General features: G+C 58.3%; 25 protein-coding genes. 7 read left to right on the forward strand and 18 right to left on the reverse strand.

Annotation, left to right across the window (positions count from 1 at the left end):
* Window positions 1-42: 42 nt before the first annotated feature.
* Window positions 43-1,140 carry a branched-chain amino acid ABC transporter substrate-binding protein gene (locus DXT88_RS13945; protein ID WP_193365589.1) on the reverse strand — a complete coding sequence of 366 codons (1,098 nt, stop codon included), beginning with the start codon at window positions 1,138-1,140 and terminating at the stop codon, window positions 43-45.
* Between the two features lie 134 nt (window positions 1,141-1,274).
* Between DXT88_RS13945 and DXT88_RS13950 the strand changes: the two genes are divergently transcribed.
* Window positions 1,275-1,553 (forward strand): hypothetical protein, encoded by a 279-nt coding sequence (locus tag DXT88_RS13950; protein ID WP_265214293.1) that lies wholly within the window; start codon window positions 1,275-1,277, stop codon window positions 1,551-1,553.
* On the opposite strand, the gene DXT88_RS13955 is transcribed toward DXT88_RS13950, so the two are convergent.
* Window positions 1,550-3,256, reverse strand: coding sequence for a methyl-accepting chemotaxis protein (locus DXT88_RS13955; protein ID WP_265214295.1), 1,707 nt, complete (start codon window positions 3,254-3,256; stop codon window positions 1,550-1,552). The genes DXT88_RS13950 and DXT88_RS13955 overlap by 4 nt on opposite strands.
* 314 nt (window positions 3,257-3,570) lie before the next feature.
* Between DXT88_RS13955 and DXT88_RS13960 the strand changes: the two genes are divergently transcribed.
* Window positions 3,571-4,347, forward strand: coding sequence for a phosphodiester glycosidase family protein (locus DXT88_RS13960; RefSeq protein ID WP_265214297.1), 777 nt, complete (start codon window positions 3,571-3,573; stop codon window positions 4,345-4,347).
* 130 nt (window positions 4,348-4,477) lie between these two features.
* Window positions 4,478-5,278, forward strand: a complete 801-nt coding sequence (locus tag DXT88_RS13965; protein ID WP_265214299.1) for a MetQ/NlpA family ABC transporter substrate-binding protein — start codon at window positions 4,478-4,480, stop codon at window positions 5,276-5,278.
* Window positions 5,279-5,528: 250 nt separating this feature from the next.
* Here DXT88_RS13965 and DXT88_RS13970 read toward each other — a convergent pair whose 3' ends face one another.
* Entirely contained in the window at window positions 5,529-5,726 is a 198-nt protein-coding gene (locus DXT88_RS13970; RefSeq protein ID WP_238534049.1) for a hypothetical protein, read from the reverse strand.
* Between the two features lie 351 nt (window positions 5,727-6,077).
* Between DXT88_RS13970 and DXT88_RS13975 the strand changes: the two genes are divergently transcribed.
* A complete protein-coding gene (locus DXT88_RS13975; protein WP_265214301.1) occupies window positions 6,078-6,773 on the forward strand; it encodes a M15 family metallopeptidase in 696 nt (231 codons plus the stop codon).
* Between the two features lie 28 nt (window positions 6,774-6,801).
* Here the strand turns inward: DXT88_RS13975 and aroQ are convergent, their stop codons facing one another.
* On the reverse strand, window positions 6,802-7,386 hold the full coding sequence (gene aroQ / locus DXT88_RS13980; RefSeq protein WP_265214303.1) for a gamma subclass chorismate mutase AroQ: 585 nt from the start codon (window positions 7,384-7,386) through the stop codon (window positions 6,802-6,804).
* A 182-nt stretch (window positions 7,387-7,568) separates the two neighbouring features.
* Here aroQ and DXT88_RS13985 point away from each other — a divergent pair, with 182 nt between their 5' ends.
* Together DXT88_RS13985 and DXT88_RS13990 are read left to right on the forward strand one after the other, a co-directional pair.
* Window positions 7,569-7,889, forward strand: coding sequence for a hypothetical protein (locus tag DXT88_RS13985; protein ID WP_265214305.1), 321 nt, complete (start codon window positions 7,569-7,571; stop codon window positions 7,887-7,889).
* Between the two features lie 126 nt (window positions 7,890-8,015).
* A complete protein-coding gene (locus DXT88_RS13990; RefSeq protein ID WP_053198463.1) occupies window positions 8,016-8,222 on the forward strand; it encodes a hypothetical protein in 207 nt (68 codons plus the stop codon).
* A gap of 369 nt (window positions 8,223-8,591) precedes the next feature.
* On the opposite strand, the gene DXT88_RS13995 is transcribed toward DXT88_RS13990, so the two are convergent.
* From DXT88_RS13995 to DXT88_RS14005, 3 genes are all read right to left on the reverse strand, one after another.
* A complete protein-coding gene (locus DXT88_RS13995) occupies window positions 8,592-8,969 on the reverse strand; it encodes a response regulator (protein ID WP_265214309.1) in 378 nt (125 codons plus the stop codon).
* Window positions 8,970-9,363: 394 nt separating this feature from the next.
* Window positions 9,364-9,789: a hypothetical protein gene (locus tag DXT88_RS14000; protein ID WP_265214311.1), complete on the reverse strand. Its 426-nt coding sequence runs from the start codon at window positions 9,787-9,789 to the stop codon at window positions 9,364-9,366.
* Window positions 9,790-9,791: 2 nt separating this feature from the next.
* Window positions 9,792-10,586 carry a hypothetical protein gene (locus tag DXT88_RS14005; protein WP_265214313.1) on the reverse strand — a complete coding sequence of 265 codons (795 nt, stop codon included), beginning with the start codon at window positions 10,584-10,586 and terminating at the stop codon, window positions 9,792-9,794.
* Between the two features lie 104 nt (window positions 10,587-10,690).
* Here DXT88_RS14005 and DXT88_RS14010 point away from each other — a divergent pair, with 104 nt between their 5' ends.
* Window positions 10,691-11,092, forward strand: a complete 402-nt coding sequence (locus DXT88_RS14010) for a hypothetical protein (RefSeq protein WP_265214315.1) — start codon at window positions 10,691-10,693, stop codon at window positions 11,090-11,092.
* 182 nt (window positions 11,093-11,274) lie between these two features.
* Here the strand turns inward: DXT88_RS14010 and DXT88_RS14015 are convergent, their stop codons facing one another.
* From DXT88_RS14015 to DXT88_RS14065, 11 genes are all read right to left on the reverse strand, one after another.
* Complete coding sequence (locus DXT88_RS14015) at window positions 11,275-11,781, reverse strand: lysis protein (protein ID WP_265214317.1); 507 nt, start codon at window positions 11,779-11,781, stop codon at window positions 11,275-11,277.
* Window positions 11,778-12,353: a glycoside hydrolase family 19 protein gene (locus DXT88_RS14020; RefSeq protein WP_265214319.1), complete on the reverse strand. Its 576-nt coding sequence runs from the start codon at window positions 12,351-12,353 to the stop codon at window positions 11,778-11,780. The genes DXT88_RS14015 and DXT88_RS14020 overlap by 4 nt, the downstream gene beginning before the upstream one ends.
* Window positions 12,350-12,649 (reverse strand): hypothetical protein, encoded by a 300-nt coding sequence (locus DXT88_RS14025; RefSeq protein WP_265214321.1) that lies wholly within the window; start codon window positions 12,647-12,649, stop codon window positions 12,350-12,352. The genes DXT88_RS14020 and DXT88_RS14025 overlap by 4 nt, the downstream gene beginning before the upstream one ends.
* Window positions 12,646-13,050, reverse strand: a complete 405-nt coding sequence (locus tag DXT88_RS14030; RefSeq protein WP_265214323.1) for a restriction endonuclease — start codon at window positions 13,048-13,050, stop codon at window positions 12,646-12,648. The genes DXT88_RS14025 and DXT88_RS14030 overlap by 4 nt, the downstream gene beginning before the upstream one ends.
* 73 nt (window positions 13,051-13,123) lie before the next feature.
* Window positions 13,124-13,510 (reverse strand): phage tail protein, encoded by a 387-nt coding sequence (locus DXT88_RS14035; protein ID WP_265214325.1) that lies wholly within the window; start codon window positions 13,508-13,510, stop codon window positions 13,124-13,126.
* A gap of 64 nt (window positions 13,511-13,574) precedes the next feature.
* A complete protein-coding gene (locus DXT88_RS14040) occupies window positions 13,575-14,405 on the reverse strand; it encodes a phage tail protein (RefSeq protein ID WP_265214327.1) in 831 nt (276 codons plus the stop codon).
* On the reverse strand, window positions 14,402-14,998 hold the full coding sequence (locus DXT88_RS14045) for a YmfQ family protein (protein ID WP_265214329.1): 597 nt from the start codon (window positions 14,996-14,998) through the stop codon (window positions 14,402-14,404). The genes DXT88_RS14040 and DXT88_RS14045 overlap by 4 nt, the downstream gene beginning before the upstream one ends.
* Complete coding sequence (locus tag DXT88_RS14050) at window positions 14,989-16,044, reverse strand: baseplate J/gp47 family protein (RefSeq protein WP_265214331.1); 1,056 nt, start codon at window positions 16,042-16,044, stop codon at window positions 14,989-14,991. Before DXT88_RS14050 ends, DXT88_RS14045 begins: the two co-directional genes overlap by 10 nt.
* On the reverse strand, window positions 16,044-16,511 hold the full coding sequence (locus tag DXT88_RS14055) for a phage GP46 family protein (protein WP_265214332.1): 468 nt from the start codon (window positions 16,509-16,511) through the stop codon (window positions 16,044-16,046). The genes DXT88_RS14050 and DXT88_RS14055 overlap by 1 nt, the downstream gene beginning before the upstream one ends.
* On the reverse strand, window positions 16,511-17,104 hold the full coding sequence (locus DXT88_RS14060) for a phage baseplate assembly protein V (protein WP_265214333.1): 594 nt from the start codon (window positions 17,102-17,104) through the stop codon (window positions 16,511-16,513). The genes DXT88_RS14055 and DXT88_RS14060 overlap by 1 nt, the downstream gene beginning before the upstream one ends.
* Window positions 17,101-18,273 (reverse strand): phage baseplate assembly protein, encoded by a 1,173-nt coding sequence (locus DXT88_RS14065; RefSeq protein ID WP_265214335.1) that lies wholly within the window; start codon window positions 18,271-18,273, stop codon window positions 17,101-17,103. Before DXT88_RS14065 ends, DXT88_RS14060 begins: the two co-directional genes overlap by 4 nt.
* Window positions 18,274-18,275 lie beyond the last annotated feature (2 nt).

Genomic DNA, 18,275 nt, shown 5'->3' on the forward strand with positions numbered 1-18,275 from the left:
GTAAGGACGACTACTGCAAGCCGTTAAAAAAACAACCTGAACTTACTTGGCTTCAGTCTTCGTCGCGTCTTTATGCCAGGTGAAGACCACGAACTTGAACGACTTCAGGTCGCCCTTTTTGTCGTATTCAACAGTGCCGATCGGCGTCTTGAAGGAATTGGCGTGGATGTACGCTGCAACCTTGGTCGGATCAGTCGACTTGGTGGCGGTGATCGCATCGGCGATGACCTTCACGCCCGAGTATGCAGGCATCTGGAACGGACCGTTAGGATCACGCTTTTGCGCAGCGAAAGCCTTGACCAGCGCGGCATTGGCAGGATCGGCGGCGAAGTCGGCCGGCAGCGTCACCAGCATGCCTTCGGAAGCAGGACCGGCGATGGCCGTGATGTCCTTGTTGCCGACGCCTTCAGGACCCATGAACACGGCCTTGACGCCTTGTTCGCGCGCCTGGCGCATGATCAGGCCCATTTCAGGGTGGTAGCCGCCGAAGTAGACGAAGTCCACGCCTTGCGATTTCAGCTTGGTGATGACCGCGGAGTAGTCGCTGTCGCCGGCGTTGACGCCTTCAAACACGACGACGGGAATCTTCGCCGCATCCAGGCCGGCCTTGACCGAAGTCGCCACGCCTTGACCGTACGATTGCTTGTCGTGCAGAACGGCAGCCTTCTTCGGTTTCAGCTTCTCGACCACGTATTTGGCGGCGGCAGGACCTTGCTGGTCGTCGCGGCCGATGGTGCGGAAGATGTACTTGTGCGGCTTGGCTTCAGTCAGCTGAGGCGCAGTCGCCGACGGCGTGATCATCACGACGCCTTCGTTTTCATAGATGTCGGAGGCAGGAATGGTCGAACCCGAGCACACGTGGCCAATCACGAACTTGATGCCCTGGCTGACGATCTTGTTGGCGACCGCGACTGCTTGCTTCGGCTCACAGGCGTCATCCATCAGAACGGCTTCGAACTTGTTGCCGCCGGCGCCGCCGGCTGCATTGATTTGCTCGATCGCGGTCAGCGCACCTGCCTTGACCATGTCGCCGTATTGGGCGACGGCGCCAGTCATCGGACCGGCGATGGCGATCTTCACGGTTTCAGCCTGGGCAATGCCGGCGAAGGAAATAGCGGAAACGGCAACACCAACGGCCATCGCGACTTTGGTCAGACGGCGGTTCAAAGGGAATACGGATTTCATTGAATTTCCTCCAATTTATTTATGCGTTACAGGTCAATAACGTGAGCAGGCTATAGATAAGGCACTACATCTTTATAGATGCTGGCACCATGGGGCAGGAGTGTAACATTTTCGTCATATACGACATATTTTTTTATGTCGACACCCCCATAATTGCGATATTTGCGCATCCCGATAATATTTCTCACATTTTTCGTTCAAAAAACAAAAAAACCTTTTCCCATATTTCCAAATCCATGCTTGTTGCGGCGCACCCAGCATGGCCGGAAATGCTTGAAAACCGCCCTGTAAACGTTGCCGCCCAGGAAAAAACGCCGCCTGAATTATTCAGCGCGGCGTTCTTCAAGGCGGACGGTGAAATTACTTAGAACTGCTCCCAATCCGACTCGCTGTCCGGCGTCCTGGGCACCACCAATTTCGGCGTGCTGCGAGGTTGCAGGGCTGTCGTGCGCGGCGTGACGTCGATGGCGCGTTTGGCGACGGTCGCCGTCTTTTTCACATCGCTCACGGCACGCACTTGCGCCTGACCGATATTGAACACGCTGACCACTTCCGACAAAGTGGCGGCCTGGTCCTGCAGCGATTGCGCGGCGGCGGCGGCTTCTTCCACCAGCGCGGCGTTCTGTTGCGTGACTTCGTCCATCTGGGCGATGGCCTGGTTGACCTGCTCGATGCCGGCGCTCTGCTCCTGGCTGGCCGAACTGATTTCGCCGACGATGTCGGTCACGCGCCTGACGCTGGCGACCACTTCCGCCATCGTCGCGCCGGCCTGCTCGACCAGCCGGCTGCCGGAGTCGACCTTGCCGACCGAATCGTCGATCAGGGTCTTGATTTCCTTGGCGGCGGCGGCGGAGCGCTGCGCCAGGCTGCGCACTTCGGAGGCGACCACGGCGAAGCCGCGACCTTGCTCGCCGGCGCGCGCTGCTTCCACCGCGGCATTCAAGGCCAGGATATTGGTCTGGAAGGCGATACCGTCGATGACGCTGATGATATCGACGATCTTGCGCGAGGAGTCATTGATCGCGCCCATGGTGTCGACCACCTGGCCGACCACGCTGCCGCCCTGGATCGCCACGGCCGATGCCGATTCCGCCAGTTGATTGGCCTGGCGCGCACTGTCGGCGTTCTGCTTGACGGTCGAGGTCAGTTCTTCCATCGACGAGGCGGTTTCTTCCAGCGAACTGGCCTGTTCTTCCGTGCGCGACGACAGGTCGAGATTACCGCTGGCGATCTGGGTCGACGCCGTAGCGATGGTGTCGGTGCCGGTGCGCACCTGCGACACGATGTTCAGCAGACTGTCGTTCATGGCCTTGAGCGCGCCCATCAATTGTCCGGTTTCGTCGCGCGACTGGACCTCGATGCGCGCGGTCAGGTCGCCGGCGGCGACGCGCTGGGCGATGCCGACGGCGCTTGTCAGCGGACGCGACACAATTGCCGCAACCCAAAATGCCAGCAGCAATCCCAGCGCCACGCTGATGCACAGGATCACCACAATCCAGATGCGTGCCGCTTCATAGGTGCTGGAGGCGGTCTGGTCGGCGATGGCGCTGCCGGCTTCGTTGATGCCGCTGAGGCGATCGAGCTGCTCGGTCATCGCCAGGTAGAGCTTGGTCGAGTCGCCGCGAATCAGCAGGCGCGCCTCGTCGTTGAGACCGCCGCGTGCAAGCATCACGATCTTCTGGTTTTCCGCCAGATAGGCTGCGAGGTTCTTCTTGAATTCGGGATAGACGATCTTCTCGTCCGGCTCCGAAATCAGCGGCGCATAAATGCTGTCGAATTTTTTCAGCTGGGCCAGTTGCCCCTCGATCGATTTCTCATAGAGTGAGAAATCCGCTTCGTTGTCGGATTGGATGTGCTGCAGTTCCGCCACGCGGATGCGGCTCAGCGCGGTCTTCATTTGCAGCGCGGCGCGCATTGCCGGCAGCCAGTTGGTGCTGATGTCGGTGGAGGCTTGATTGACGCGCGCAATCTGAGCGATCGAGAAGGCGCCGAGAAGCGTGGTCAATAGCAGTACCGCCACAAACGACAGCAACAGTTTGTGGGCGATTTTCAAGTTGTAAAACCATTTCATGAGATGCTCTTTGGGATCAAGGAAGTGCGGTTGCCGCGTCCCCGTGATGACGTGGGGGCGTGGAAGAAAGCAGAAGACAGCGTCGGGGCTATGGTTGCCCCTGTGGCGTTGGTGGCTTGCCGGCGGTATTGAAGAACTGCTTGCCGGCTTCCGTATGTGATTTTCATTGCGATATTTTTTTATTGCGCCACTGTCGGAAGAGCGGCGCTGTGAAGCTTGAATGCACGGTGAAACTTGATTCTTTACGGCAACGCGCGCAATTTCTTGAGCGCTCTTTGTTACTCTTCACAATTTCACTGACCAATTTCGCCCGCATGCCCCTGTCCACTCATCCGGCCCGACGATGGCTGCAACTGCTCGTCTTTATCCTGTTCGTCGCTATCGTTGCAGCTGCCGGCGCCGCCGAACTGCGCCAGTATCGTTATCAACAAATTAACATCAACACTTGCACCGTCGACCCGCAGCAAGACACCCTGCGCATGTACTGGAAGGATCCGGCCGGCAAGGTGTTCGGCACCTTCTCGGCGCTGCGCAACTGGCTGCGCCCGCAAGGCAAGGACATGGTCTGCGCCACCAACGCCGGCATTTATGACAAGGAGCTCCGGCCGCTAGGGCTCTACGTCGAAGGCGGCGTGACGCTGCGCAAGCTCAACACGCGGCGCAATGCCTACGGCAATTTCTATTTGCAGCCCAACGGCGTCTTCATCGTCGAAGAAGGACGCGCGCGCATCGTCGATACCGCCACGGTCGACGGCGACCGCGAGCGCTGGCTGTCGCAGGCGGTGTACGCGACGCAATCGGGACCGCTGATGCTGCGCAACGACGAGATCAACGCGGCTTTCGATCCGGGCTCGATCAACCTGTTCGTGCGCAATGCCGTATGCATCGATCCGGCACAGAAAGTCATCCTCGCCATCGCCAGGAATCCGATCAGCTTCCATGATTTCGCGCTGTTCCTGCGCGACCGCTTGCGTTGCGTCGACGCGCTCTACCTCGACGGCAACATCTCGCGCATGTATCCCTCGCTGGAGGCCGATCTCGGTCCGGCGTTCGGGGCCATCATTGCGGTGGTGAAAACAGCAGACAAGTAGAGCGCTTGCAAATGCGCATATCGACATGCGAAATCCTTCGTTCTCCCGCGCAAGGGGATATGTGACCATCGCGCCTTGCTCGCCTCGCCCATTCAGGGCGCCAGCAATTTACCTATCCTCGGGAGAAAAAATGCGTCGCTGGTCGGTTTCCGTATTATTCGCTTTGCTGGCGCTGGTCGCCAATGCCGTGTCGGCACAGGACAAGCAAAAGATCAAGGTAGGCGTCTCGGTCGGCAACGCCGAGCAGACTTTTGAAGTGGTCAAGAAAGTCGCCGCGCGCGATGGCCTCGATATCCAGATCGTCACCTTCAGCGACTACCTGCAGCCCAACGAAGCGCTCAACGCCGGCGACCTCGACGCCAATGCCTTCCAGCACCAGCCCTTCCTCGACAGTCAGATCAAGGCGCGCGGCTACAAACTGACGCCGGTCGGCCTGACCATCACGGCGCCGCTGGGCATCTATTCGAAGAAATACAAATCCGTCGATCAACTGCCGCAAGGCGCCAGCATCGGCATCCAGAACGATCCGTCCAATGGCAACCGCGCCTTGTTGCTGCTGCAAAAATACGGCCTGATCAAACTGAAGCCGGGTGTCGGTGAAAAAGGCATCAACGCGACTCCGCTCGACGTGATCGAGAATCCGAAGAAACTGAAACTGATCGAGCTCGACGCTGCGCAGTTGCCGCGCTCGCTCGACGACCTGGCCGCGGCATCGATCAACAACGATTACGCGGTCAAGGCCGGCCTGTCCCTGCAACGCGACACCATCGCGGTGGAAGACGCCAAGGGGCGCTACGCCAACCTGATCGTGACGCGCACCGAAGACAAGGACAAGCCATGGGCGAAGAAGCTCGTGAAGGCCTATCAATCGGCGGAAGTGCGCAGTTTCATCGAAAGCGAATTCAAGGGTTCGCTGGTGCCGGCGTTCTGAGGATCTGATCGACTCCATGGGCGAACATCACAAACCGTTCGCCCATAAAAAAGACCCGCAGACTCTGTGCCGCGGGTCAAAATCCCTTTCAAGAGGGAGGTTGAAGGAACAGTTCAACCATTTTTAGGATTCCCTCTTGCGGACAAAGTTCGCACTTCTTCCAAACCCTTGTCCAATATCTTCAACTTTCGCTGAAGACTGCGCGTGCCGGAGTCATCCGGCATCATCGCGTTCCTGCTTCCCCAATTTGTCAGGGCTTCTTGTCGCCGGTTCCGCCTGCGTCAGCCGGTGGTGGCGCAGCCGGAGTAGCCGGTGCTGCCGGTGGCGGCGCAATCGCCGGCGGAGTTGGCGTTGCCGGCGCGGGGGTCGCGCTCGAATCGGTCGCCGGCGCCGGTGTGGCGGGCGCTTCATCGCGCTTGTTGCAACCGGCCAGAAGAGCCGTGAACATGACTGAAGCTAAGACTGCATGGCGTACTAACATAGTTGCCTCCAAGAGTTGTTGAACACGAATGGGTACGACAGGTCCAGGCAAGTCCCTGCTACCTCCACAAATTTAGATGTTCTCGGATTCAATCGTTCCCGCCCCGTCGCGGTCATCTTGTAGGAGAATTGCGCATCTTTGCGTAAGTATCCGCAACAAAACCTCCCGATAATTTCTTTTTCACCGCTCATGCGTCCTTGCGCCCCCGTGTTGTTGCACCATTTTTTCTTTTCCGCTCTCCTTACTGCCTGCGGCCTGGCCACAAGCGGGATTGCCTTGGCCGACGTCACTCCGTTGACAAACCGGCAATGCGCAATAATGCAAGAAAACCAAGTATTGAGCGCGGCCAATCCCGTGCCTTGCGAGCGTCTCGTGCTGGTTTCGTTTTCCTATCGCGACTTCGGCGGCAAACTGCATGATGACGGCAGCGTGGTCGTACTCGACGCCGTGGCGCCGCAAGTGCAAGCGATTTTCAATGAACTGCTGGAACGCAAATTCCCGCTGCAGCGGGCGCAGCCGATGGAGATTTATCACGGCGACGACGAAGTGTCGATGGAGCACAACAACAGTTCAGCCTTCAACGGTCGTCCGATCACCGGCGGCGGCGCCTGGTCCAAGCACGCCTACGGCGTCGCGATCGACATAAATCCCTTGCAGAACCCCTACATCGGCAAAGATGCCGCAGGACAGACCAGGGTGCAGCCATCCGCAGCGAGCGCGTATAGTTCGCGCAAGCTGAGGCCAGGCATGGCGGAGCAAGTGCTGGAAGTCTTCTTCCGGCACGGCTTCCTGGTCTGGGGCGGGTATTGGAAACAGCCAATCGACTATCAGCATTTTGAAATCGGCAGCCGCGATTTCATCGGTCGCCTGGTGACGCTGCCGAAGGATCAGGCGCGCGCCGAATTTGCTTCCTATGCGCAAGGCTATGACGTGTGCATGCAGCGCAGCGACATCGTCGCCATGCCAAGCCTGGCGACGCGCCGCAAGGCTTGCGCCGGACAGAGCAAGCGCTGAAGCAACGCTTGCCGGGACTACCTGACAGCTACTCCAGCAACACCCGCAGCGCCTCCGCGCGTACCACGCCGTTGCTGTCGCCGCGCACCAGCACATCGGCGCGCTGCCGTAGATAAGTTTTGGCATCCGGCTGTTGCAACAACGGCCGCACCTGACCCAGGGCATCAATCAGCAAGGGTGTCAGCCGGTCGAGTTCGGGGCGAATGTCGCGCGCCAGATCGGGCGGACTGGCGAAACGTGCGTGCGCTTCCTGCCGCCATTGCGCATGCAATGCCGCCTGGATGATTTTCCCGGCATCGAATTGCGCCTGGAAGAAGCGGCGCATGAATGACTTCTCTTGCGTATCCGCAGTCTTCAGCGACGCCGTGAGATCATCGAGGATCTGGCGCTCGCGTGCGGGATCATTGATCGGCGCGCCGGAATTCCACTTCGTCTGCGCCACCTTCACGGCCACGTCGAGACGTTGATCGATCAGGGTCAGCAAACCGTCGATTTTCTGCCGGGCGGCATCGTTCGGCGTAGTCGACATGGATTGACAGCCCGCCAGCAGCAGCATCAATACGAAGGCTTGCAACAGTACACTCAGGCGCGCGGCGTAGCGCAATGAATTCATCGCGGTCTCTCAAAAAAATGGGAACCGCCATTGAAACACAATCGCCGCCGCCTTGCCCTCTCTTGTCGCCGTGCAATGGGTTGCACGCCCACACCGGGCATGTGAGTTTGAGATTTTTCCTATATTGCGCGACACGCTGACCCGGGACAATGCAAGCATCTCTTTCACGCTCCGAGAATGTCATGCAATTCATTTTCCTGATCTGGCCGATCCTGCTGTTGCCTGTTTTTGTGACCTGGCTCACGCGTCCGGTTGCCCCGCTGCCGACACGCTCCTCCGCGTCACGTCGCGCGACTTCCCCCTCGCCCGCCGCACGCAAACCCGCGCAGCAACTCACCGCAGCCGAACACCGCCGCAACTCGCCCGCCTACCGCCGCGCCGCCGTCGAAGCTTACGAAACCATGCTGGCGCTGGAGATCGATGACCATGACGAGAATGATTTCAACGCAAGCTCGCCCATCGTGCAGTTGCAAGGAAAAGACGCCGCCTCTTCACGCTCGTAAAGCTGTGTAAGTTTCCCCGCACGACGTCAAGCGCGCGAATTTCCTCCCCTATACTGGCTTCGCTGGAACAGAACACAGAATTCGTCCGTTCGCTTTTTGTCCGTTAGTTTTTATAGGGGTGACCACATGACCAACACCGTATCGTCGAGCACTGCTGCCGCCAATGTCCACGCGCAACAGCAAGCTGCATCCAAACGCAAATCCACCGTCGACTTCGCCAAGCTGGTCGCCAACGCCGGCGGCGACATCAAGACCGACACCAACACGGCAACCAAGCAAACCAACGGCGCCACCGCCATCGTGCAAAGCGACGGCGCCAAAGTCACGGCATGATTGCGCGCCGGCAGCGATGCCGGCGATGTTGGCGATGTCGGGAATGGGAATTATCGAAAATGAAAAAAGCCACGTTCGCGTGGCTTTTTGTTTGTGCGGCGTAGTGATTTCACGATGACGACGTGACGGCGCAAGCAATCACCATCCGTGCCACAAAGCAAAAAGCCCCGATCCTTTTGGGAAGTCGGGGCTTTCGCCTGAATCTTGGTTGCGGGGGCAGGATTTGTCCGTTATCTACCATTCAAAATTTGCTGAAAATGGACATGTTTCCAAAAATACAAGCAAAGTATGAAAGGTCCGCGTCGGGTCGCTTCCGGCAATAAAAAATGCCGGCTCATGTGGCCTTTTGGCTGGGTCAGGCAACGGCCATCAGATTGTCTGAACTTGGCGATCAATTGCAGCGACCAAATCCTCTATTGGACAGGGCTTCACCAGCGAGGCCGCGAAGACATTTAAAACAGCCCAGGTATTTGGCAATGGCGTGGCACTTAGCAAAACAATTGGAATATGAGATAGCTCATTCCTGACCACCATCGCCAAATCGAGGCCATCCATTACCGGCATACGCATGTCCGTCAAAATTACATGCACTCCTCCATCCCGCACAATCCGCAGAGCTTCCGCACCATTTGCTGCAGTCACGACTCGATAGCCAGACATTTGCAGCACATCCGCGAAAATGCTCCGCGCATCGGGGTTGTCTTCGGCAACAAGTACTGTAAATGACTGCCGGTCAATGAATTCCATTACGTTCTCGGCACAAGTTAAAAGCCAGAAGAACAAGTATGACCACTTTGCGTCAGGAAAATTCCGAAAAAGCATCAAAAATGTCGCTGTTGAGCGACATTTGGCAACCACTTCGATCACGCCAAAAAATGCCCGCGAACGCGGACGCGTCTTTAATGAACGAAGTCCGCCTATCGCAAATAACGCAAGAAAAAATGAGGCGGGCGGCTGTTGGAACCCGGCTATGTAGCTCGAACTCGTCTAGGGTTGACGGACGTGGGGGCGGAATTTGTCCGTTATCTACCGTTTCGCATTAAGTAGACAACCTAAAAATGTTGCATATTCACATCAAATAACTTCAAAAAATGCATATATGCGCCACGCATGCCACTACCGGAGCCCATAACAAGCCAGGTCAACCTATGGTACGGATTCGCTTCTGCTCTTGTTCTATAGCCCGAAAAGATTCAGCAACAACAATCACCGCCGCACTCAAAGCATCATCCGCAAAGCTAGCGGGGAAAATCTCATCCGGCGAGTAGTCAGCAGTAATGCGATGGGCGTATGCCAATCGGAGAGACTTTGCAAGCCCTTTAGATATCCCGTAATTGGGATCTGTTTTCGGAACCATCGGCATAGCGAGCTGCGCAAGCAACTGCTCGTGCCGCCCGCGCGCTGCCCCTACCGAACCTGGGACCTTGAGGCACAGATGATAAGAGTAAGCTGCATGAAAGGCTGCGTAATAGGCGCGGCTAGCCACCCCACGGCGACCCGCTTCATTATCCTCTGCGATTCGTAGATTCTGGGCTACCACCAGACTTTCATTTGGCTTTACCGGCATCTTTATTCTTCTTCAGCAAAACTGACCGCACTACCATCGGTGTAGACATCTGACTTATTGGCCTGCACGAAGGCAACATCGAAAACTAAGCTTTTCTTGATCTGCAACTCATCCTCAAGCTCAGCTAGTTCAATATTCATTTTAAAAATCTCTGCAGGCTCAAGCGGCACTACAAAACATACCGTAAACAATTCAGGGGCCTGCTCACTACCCGCCAGGGAGCGCTTCAGAACAACTCTAATTCGGCGCCTTCTGAGCACTTCAGCTGCGGCCTCCATGTGCGCAGCAATATCCTGATCGGAAATGCCATGCTGATCTAAAAGCCTAATAACTGATCGCAGTGGAGTGTGAATATCAGGAATCTCGAGATTCATTTTCTCAGCCTCATCAATGTAGGAGCTAAGAACCCTAAATGCGCAACACTCCAACGCCAACGGCAACAGGATCGTAAATGATCCTCGATTCGGCCGCCCATAGGAGGAAAAATGCTCCTGCGCCTTCAAGAATCTCCCAGCCTCAATGAGGCCTTGCATCAAATTAAGCACAGGCACATCGGAGCCATGCAGTGCGAGGCTATTTCTAAGACAGGATTCAGCCTCATCGAATCTCATAACATACGTGTAGAGAAGCCCCATGACACCATCCCACTGATAGCGCCGCTCGCTCTGCAAAGGACGAGCTTTGCGCACCATCTGATGCCACGCAAAATCTTCCTCCAAGAAATATCGGCTCCGAGATACTTTCTCGACCAATTCTTGGATCAGGGAATTCGCTATTGTTTTCGGTAAAGGTTGCATTGTCTGCCTCAAGTTGACCAGATGGTATCACAGGGCAAAATCAGACTTGGTCTGCTTCCCAGCTATACCTCCTCGGCACAACATATTGAATTAACATCTACTTCTTGGGACTACGCTCAGGCGCCGCAAGAAAAGCGAAAGTTTTCTTCAAGGTGCAAGAAATTTCTGATACATTAAGTTTCCTCAAATCAACTATAAAAAGTCAAATGAAACGTTTGATATCAGGTTTACTGTTTACTGGTCTAGCTTCTAGCTCCTTCGCACAGAACAATATTGCACCGCCGGTGAGCGATGTCGTGCGTAACTGTTCATACTCTGGCTGCCAATTGACGTGCACCAATCCGCAGGGCGTCATTACAGTCAAAGAAGCAACGAGCTCCTCGATCAGAACCATCATGCTCAGCAATGGGACAACCGAATTCCGACTGAATGACGGTTACAACGGCGTGAGAACGATTTTCGTTGCAAAGGAATATCTCATCTGCTCGATCACGGGAGAAAAATAGGCTCTTTTGAAACACACAATTTCGCCTTTTATTGGCTTCCGCCGATAAAACGACGAAATAAGCTAAGGCCTATAACTCCCTCGACTTCGACTGCCTCTACTAAATAAGCTATGCCCATTGCCCTACAAAGGCCAGGGGCATAGCGCAGTTACCGTCAAAAGAAAGCTACAAACAGATCTGCGTCAATTCTCCATACGCAGGTCGCTGATCATCTGCTCTGCACGGCGGTACTTGTCGATGCAGGCGTTGAGGTCCCGCACGATGTCATCGCCTTCGAGGGCGAAATCGAGAATTCGCCCAGCAGCCGCTGGCAGAAGGTCGGCTCGCGCTTCTCGATCCCCAGCGGCGGCAGCTTGGGTAGCGGCGGCTGCACTAGCCGCGTCGACGGCGACTGACAGCCGCACAGCACCAGTGCGCAGCTCATCACGCAAAACATCCATCCGTTTTTTTGCATCGTCTTTCTCCTTTTGAAAAGCGGCCGTCATGTTGGCGAAGGCTTGCTGGCCTCCGCGCTCGGCTTCTCGGTACCGCTCGGTGGCGCTGGCCAGGGCAAGCGCATGCTGCTCACTGACCTCCGCCGCCCTCCCCTCATCGATCTGCGCCTGGCGGTGGCCACCCCATAGGTAACCGCCAATCAGGCCCAGGCAGAGGGCGAGCACGACAGCGCCGAAGCTCTGAATTCGGTTCATGGGATAACCTCCAGCGCACGCTCCCAAATGGCCTTGCGCTCGGTAAAGCCATTGGCATCACCGATGGCGGCCGTTTTCTTGCCCCGGTTGACCACGTCGCTCACACCATCGATGTCGCCGGCATCAGCCCATTTGGCCAGGCCATTGACTGACCAGAACCAGCCGGCAACGCGACAACCGTGGACCGGCTCGCACAACAGGCGCGGCTGCTCCACGCAATCCACGTGCAGCGCCATCATGGCGGCCAGGTGATTGAGGTAGCCGGTGATCTGGATCGGGCCATGCCCTTTCCAGAAGCGGCCCGGCGTCGAGCCGTGGGCAGACGCGATCCGGATCGCCTCCGGATTGGTGTTTCCGAGATCTGCCCGGTTGTCATAGGCGGCGCCGCTGGCCAGCTCCTCCATGAAATGGAACTGGCCCGACTCGTGGCCGATCTGTGACAGGAAGGCCGCCATGCGCAGGCGCGTATCGATCCCAAATTCCTGCATGGCTGCATTGAGGGGCTCCAAAAACAACGATGCCCGCGTGGAAGCGGGCATGATGCGTTGGAGCTGGGCAAGCGTGAGTATCATCTCGGCTCTCCTATGTCTGTTGCGCGACGGTTGCGGTAGATCCACCCACCGGCCAACAGGCCAGCCACCCCGACGTTCGAGATCACCTCAGCCGGTTGCGGGCTGATGTAGCCATACAGCGGCCCGGCAATCACGCCAAATGCACCCAGGGCAGAAATGACGTACCACGCGCGCACCAGGTGATTGCTGCGATGGTTCATTCGATTCAGTGCGAAGACGCAATGGAGGAAGAGCGCGAGGCTGGCCGCTAGATTCACGACCAGCAGGTAATTGGTAGCGAGCATGATCTTGATCATTTGGACGGCTCCTGGTTGATGTTGCCCCCTCCGAATTTGGTGCGCACCCAGCCCAGCCCCAGCGGAATCACTGTTTGGGAACTCGCCCCAATCAGAAAGCCGCTGAAGAGCCTTGTCGCCTCTGAATACTTCCCGGACCAGGCGAACGCGTCGGACTGGATGGCCCAGGCGTGCAGCATGGGACCAACGTAGCCGCCCATGAGCGCACTGGTGATCAGGATCATGACGGCCCGTGGGCGAGATACTGGAGGCAGGCTGGAGAGCATGGCCAGGCCACCGGCCAGCCCTGCCAGCAGCATCTCGTACTGCAGTCCCAGGAATGACCCTGTAATGGTGATGGTGCCGACGGCAAACGCCCCCGAGCCGGCGCCGATCACTGCCCCTGTTGTTGGTTCTGGCATGTATGTCCCCGAAAGAAATGAAAAAGCCGCCAAGCGGCGGCCGTGTTATGCAGACGTCTGCACTGCAGGATGGTTATTCCAGCTGCGGCGCAAGCACCCGCGCGTTTTCGGGCAACTGCGACGTGAGCCATACTGGTACCGGACCGCCGCCGTCGTACTGGAGTTCTTGCCCGTCGACCATCACCGCAGTGCCGATGGTGTATTCCGCGAAAATGGCCGGCTCATCGCCCACGACCGCCTGCGCCATGTAGAAGAGGTGGTCGCGGCGATGATCTTCGACCAGCTTCCATTCGCCCTCACTCACGCGCGCAACGAACCCTTGCGGCGCCGCCGGCGGCGCATCGAGCAGAGCGCCATAGGGGATATTGAAATCGCCCGGCTGCAGCGGCAACTCGAAGGCCTGGGCGGGATAAAGGAAGAAGCCCAGCGCATCGGCCTGGTACACGGCTATCGAATTCATAAATACCTTTCATAGATTAGCTACCCAAGCACGGGTAGAAGTCGTGCAACATCAGACGAGGACCTCAAATGTGAAGCCGAGGAAAATAGGCCGTATGCTTGGGGGCCGTTTCAGCGGTTCCAGTGCTGCCGGTGCCGTCGCTGCCGGTGACATTGGCGGTGGGCGAAACCTGCCAGACTGTATGGCCTGGCCTCCCGCCGATGCTTGTGGTAATGCCGACATCGTGGACGTGCGACTTGAGACTGTCTGCCTTGAAGGAACCCAGGGCTCTTGCAGTAGCCGTGTCAGCGTCAGGCGCGCCCGCTGCCTCACGGGGAAACGTGTTACGCAAGTCGGGAGCCCGGAAGGTAGCAGCGTCGACGTCTACAAACCAATGCGCGCCAATATTCGCTGTCCAAACAGCCTGGGTCACGACAAGCCCATTTTCCTGAGCGTAGCCCCACAGCGCCGCATATGCGGTTTTGCTCAAAACCCCGCCCACAGCGTCGATTTCAGACGCCAATGGTGCGACTGTATGTCCAGAGATTCGCCGGCCGCATAATGGACTGCGGTAGCCGGTGTAATAGGCGCTTGCTGACCAACGCCATACCTCGCAAAGCTCTTTCACGAGAATAGGTCCGACATCCACATTCGGGATGCCAGTAATGGAATACGATTTCACTGCGATGGTACCGATCAACTGCTGAATCGCCGTCAGCAACATGGTGTAAGACGAGCCGTCGACCGCTCCGCCCCCTGCCTCGATGACTCGGCTGATCTCCTCCTGGACATGATCAAACCAGTCCGCCTCCAGATCAGTCGCAGGAACGCCCGTAACAGCATTCCCGTTAGTGAAACCGGGCTTACCGGCACCAAACTTGTCGGCGACCTTCGTCGCCGTAGAAATTCTCTTCATGCTGCAACTCCATAGGAAATATACAAAACGGTGTGCGCCGGCCGATAGCGCGCGAGAATGCAGGCCAGCGAAGAGTCACCCCAGCGACGAATCGGCGCGTTACAAGGACTTGTCGCGTTCATGGTGCGGATAGTCACGCTGCCTGGCACATTGATCCGCCAGGCATAGCGCCACCCGCCCTGGTTCAGTGAAGCGTTACACTTGGAGTACGCCCGAAAGGGGCGAAACTCGGTGATGGTGCAACCCGGATAGCCGAGCACCTCAAGCAGGTTGATGAAGAAGGCCTCAGACTGTCCGCCCTGCCAAGCCAGCTTTTGGCGCAAGCGCTGACGCCGCTCGTCAGGCGTGAACGCCAGATCCATGCACTCATCGGGCAGGCCGGTGACGCGCTCCCAGTCCGAAAGAAGCTCCGAGGCGGTACGAGGGTCCGCCTCCTCGATCAGCTGGTCAGCCCGGCCGTCCACCCTGGCCAGTTCATCCGCCTTGGCCAAGAGTAGCTTCGCCAAGCCGGTATCCAGATCTCGGGGCCACACTGGGCCAGACGGCAGCAACTCCAGCAGTTGCGCCTGGTAATGTTCAGCGGTCATGGCCATGTGATCACCCCCAGCGTGCCGATGCTTCCAACGGGATTGATCACGTCCGCTGCCGGCGCTGCCAGTGTGTAGTCATCCTCGCCCGCCGCCGAGCTAATGGCCGCCCGGATATGGGAGAGCTTGACGGTGCCGCCGGGGATCGCCTCTCGCCGCAAGAGATCGACCAGCTCGGCCCTGATCGCCTCGCGCGTAGCCGGGGTATTCGGACTCAATTGCGTGAACTGGAAATTGATGGGCGCGCTGGTCGGCGCTGCCACGTACAGATCCGCAGTGACCGGCTTCTTCGCATCCAGATGGGCCTTCACCGCCGCCACGGCCGCAGCATCAGGAATCGGCACGGCATCGTTATCGCGCATGAAGCGTACCGTCACGGTGCCGGCGCCCATCTCGTTCGGGTAGACCCATGCCCGCGTCACGCCCTGAACCTCCAGCGCCCAAGCCTCATAGTCCGATTTGGTGCCGCCGTTCGGTGGCTGCTGAATACGCTCCAGCAAGCGAGCACGCCAGGCGTCGACCGTTTCCTGCTCGGCGCCATCGGTGATACCGGCGGGGCCCACGGTCATGCTGCTATCCAGGCCATCGATGGGCGTGACGAGTTTGAGCCCCACGCCTGCTGCCGTGTTGCCCGCCGTTCCAGCCACCACGGCAACGAGTGGAAGCGCTCCGGCGCCCACGGCCAGATTGACCGCAGCAGAGGTCTTGTATTGCACCCCGTCCTGACGCTGAATCAGCGTCCCGGCTGGCACAGTCAAGGCGGCAAAGGCGTTCCCCGAGGCGAAGCCGATTGACGGCGCCGCCGTCTTTCTAGGTACCTTCCAGATGCTGGCGTATCGGGCGAGGTGATCTTCATCACAGCGGTCGATCATCAGCTGATCCGCGAGCCAGTCCAGATGGCCATGCAGCCCATCAATCGCACCGGATTGCACCACGGCCAGCACATTAAGCGTGGCTACCGAAAGCCGGGCCTCGGCACCGGTGAGCCGGCCGTTGATATCGGCGAGCGCTCGCGTTACCAGCTCTCTCAGAGTTGGCCTGTCAAATGGCATTACATCCTCCCTTGATTGATATTCGACCAGGCGAAGTCGAAGCGATACTTGGCCGGCGTCTTCTTCGGTCGCGTGACCGTGACGGCAAGACCAAGCCAGCCCTGGCGCACGATCTGCGCATCGACCTGGACAGAATCGACGACACCATCCTGGACGAGCCAGAACAGTGCCTCCTGCCCGTATTCCCTCGCCTTCGCCACCACCTCGGCCAATTGCTTTTCCCGCGCCAGCAACCAGAGGCGGGAGCCAATGCGCCGGCCTTCGCCGGCACCGCCGAGGGCATCGCCCCACCAGCCGCGCTTCGACGAACTGGCGTCAGGCAAGGGGTCGTCATCCTCCGCACGCCGGTCGCTGAAAAGCGAGATCAGGATCGCGGTCTTGATGTCGTGATCCGTGACCAGGTCGCCGTTGAGAACAGCAATGTCGCCACGATGATTGGCGGCGTCCCAAAAGATCTCGATATCCATTACATCTGCCCTTGATCTTTCCCGACCCGACCACCTTCCGGGTTGCTGTGGTCGTGGTTGTTGTAGACGGCGCGCATGGAGGACATCTTCTTATCTCCGTGATCGCTGATATCGCCGTCTGCAGAGATGCTGCCGGTCACCTTGAGGTCACCGGCCATTTTGACCAGGGGGATATTCATATCGACCTCGGGCGCGTTCTGGATCGTGATCGGCTTGCCACCACCATCGATCACGATGCCGGTGCGGGTGAGATGCACCTTCTGCCCCTGGTCGTCGTAGATCGCCATCTCCCCGTCCTTCAGGCCGCGTAGGCGGTACCGGCGATCATCTACCGCCACGATCACCGAATGGTCCCGGTTACCGCCGATGAAGGTTGAGAGGAACTCGGCGCCGGCCTTCGGTACCGACGTGAAGCCATACTGCTGCACCCGCTCCATCTGGTCGTAATCCTCGCCATCCATGAGCTTGCCGCGAATCAGCTGGATCGCGCCGGCATCACTGACTTTGCTGACAATGCCTCGGCCCAGCATGAGGTTGATCTTTGCCTTGAAGTCAGCAGTTGCTTCTCTTATTAATGCCAAGATGTCCATCATTTCCCCAAGACGTTGAATCGGCCTGCGCCCGCCACACCGGAGGGCTCCGGGATCTCGGGCAATTGGTCAAACGCATTGCGCGACACCAGCTGCAGCACCGTCGTGGAGCCACCTTCATCGAGCTTGAACGCGGCCGATGAGATCAACCACCAGTCATCCAGGCGCATCCAGGGACAGCGAATCCGGACCATCTTGTTAATCTCCCACAGCTCGCCGGTTGCTTCCTCCCGCCAGCCCTGCACGGTGACGGTCACCTTGCGCGCCTTCGCCTCTCGGTTGGAGGCTTCCCACTCGGCGCGCTTTTGGCACCGTGCGGCATCGGCTTGCGTTTCCGCCACGATGATCAGCGGACGATAGCGTCCGATCTGACTGTTTCCCGTCTTGCTGGAAGGCGCCCGCTTGATCGTGCCCTTCGGCGCGGAATGAACCACATCGAACCGATCCGCACCGGGCGCGCCCGTCTGGCCCTGGACCGTGATTTCACTGAAGAGCGCGGCATGGCTGTTCTCAAAAGAGGCCTGCAGGATGTTTTTGCCGTGCTGCAAAACCGTCTCGCAATCACCGCCCAAGCCTGCCCGCGTGATGACGAGGCCGCCTTCGCGGTCAGATACGAACAACACGCCCTCGCCCCTGGCCAGCTTGTCCAGCGTTCGGAATACGGTCTCGCCAGCCTGGCAGGCTTGGCGCGGCACCTTGCCGCTGACGCGAGTCTTCTTCGGCGGCGTTCCCTTCTTTCCGGCCTTCTTCTGCTTGGTGGAGAGCCTTTTGCCATTCACCGTTTCATCGAAAACGGTGATACCAAAAGGCTTACAGAGCGCCTCGGCGATCTGCTCCAGCGTCTGGCCGGCGAATGACGTGGTCGGCGCCGAGCAGTCCACCAGGTCGCCAGCCTTATCCCGGCCGGTTACCTTGATCTCATGGCTGTTCTGGTCATAGGTCACCGCCACCACGTCGACATACCCGGTGATCACCACGTCGTCCCCGATGAGGATCTCGCAGAATTCCCCAGGTGCGATCACCCAGTCCACCGGCTGTTCTGGCCAGCGCTCGGTGAGCGCCAACTCAAAGTTGCCGGCCAGCTGCTCGATGCTCGTCCGCACCGAGACAGCCTTCCAGCCGCCATAGATCTGGCCGCCCACCCGCAGGGTGAGCAAGTTCGAATCCGCCATCG

Source organism: Herbaspirillum lusitanum, assembly GCF_026127345.1.
GTDB lineage: Bacteria > Pseudomonadota > Gammaproteobacteria > Burkholderiales > Burkholderiaceae_D > Herbaspirillum > Herbaspirillum lusitanum.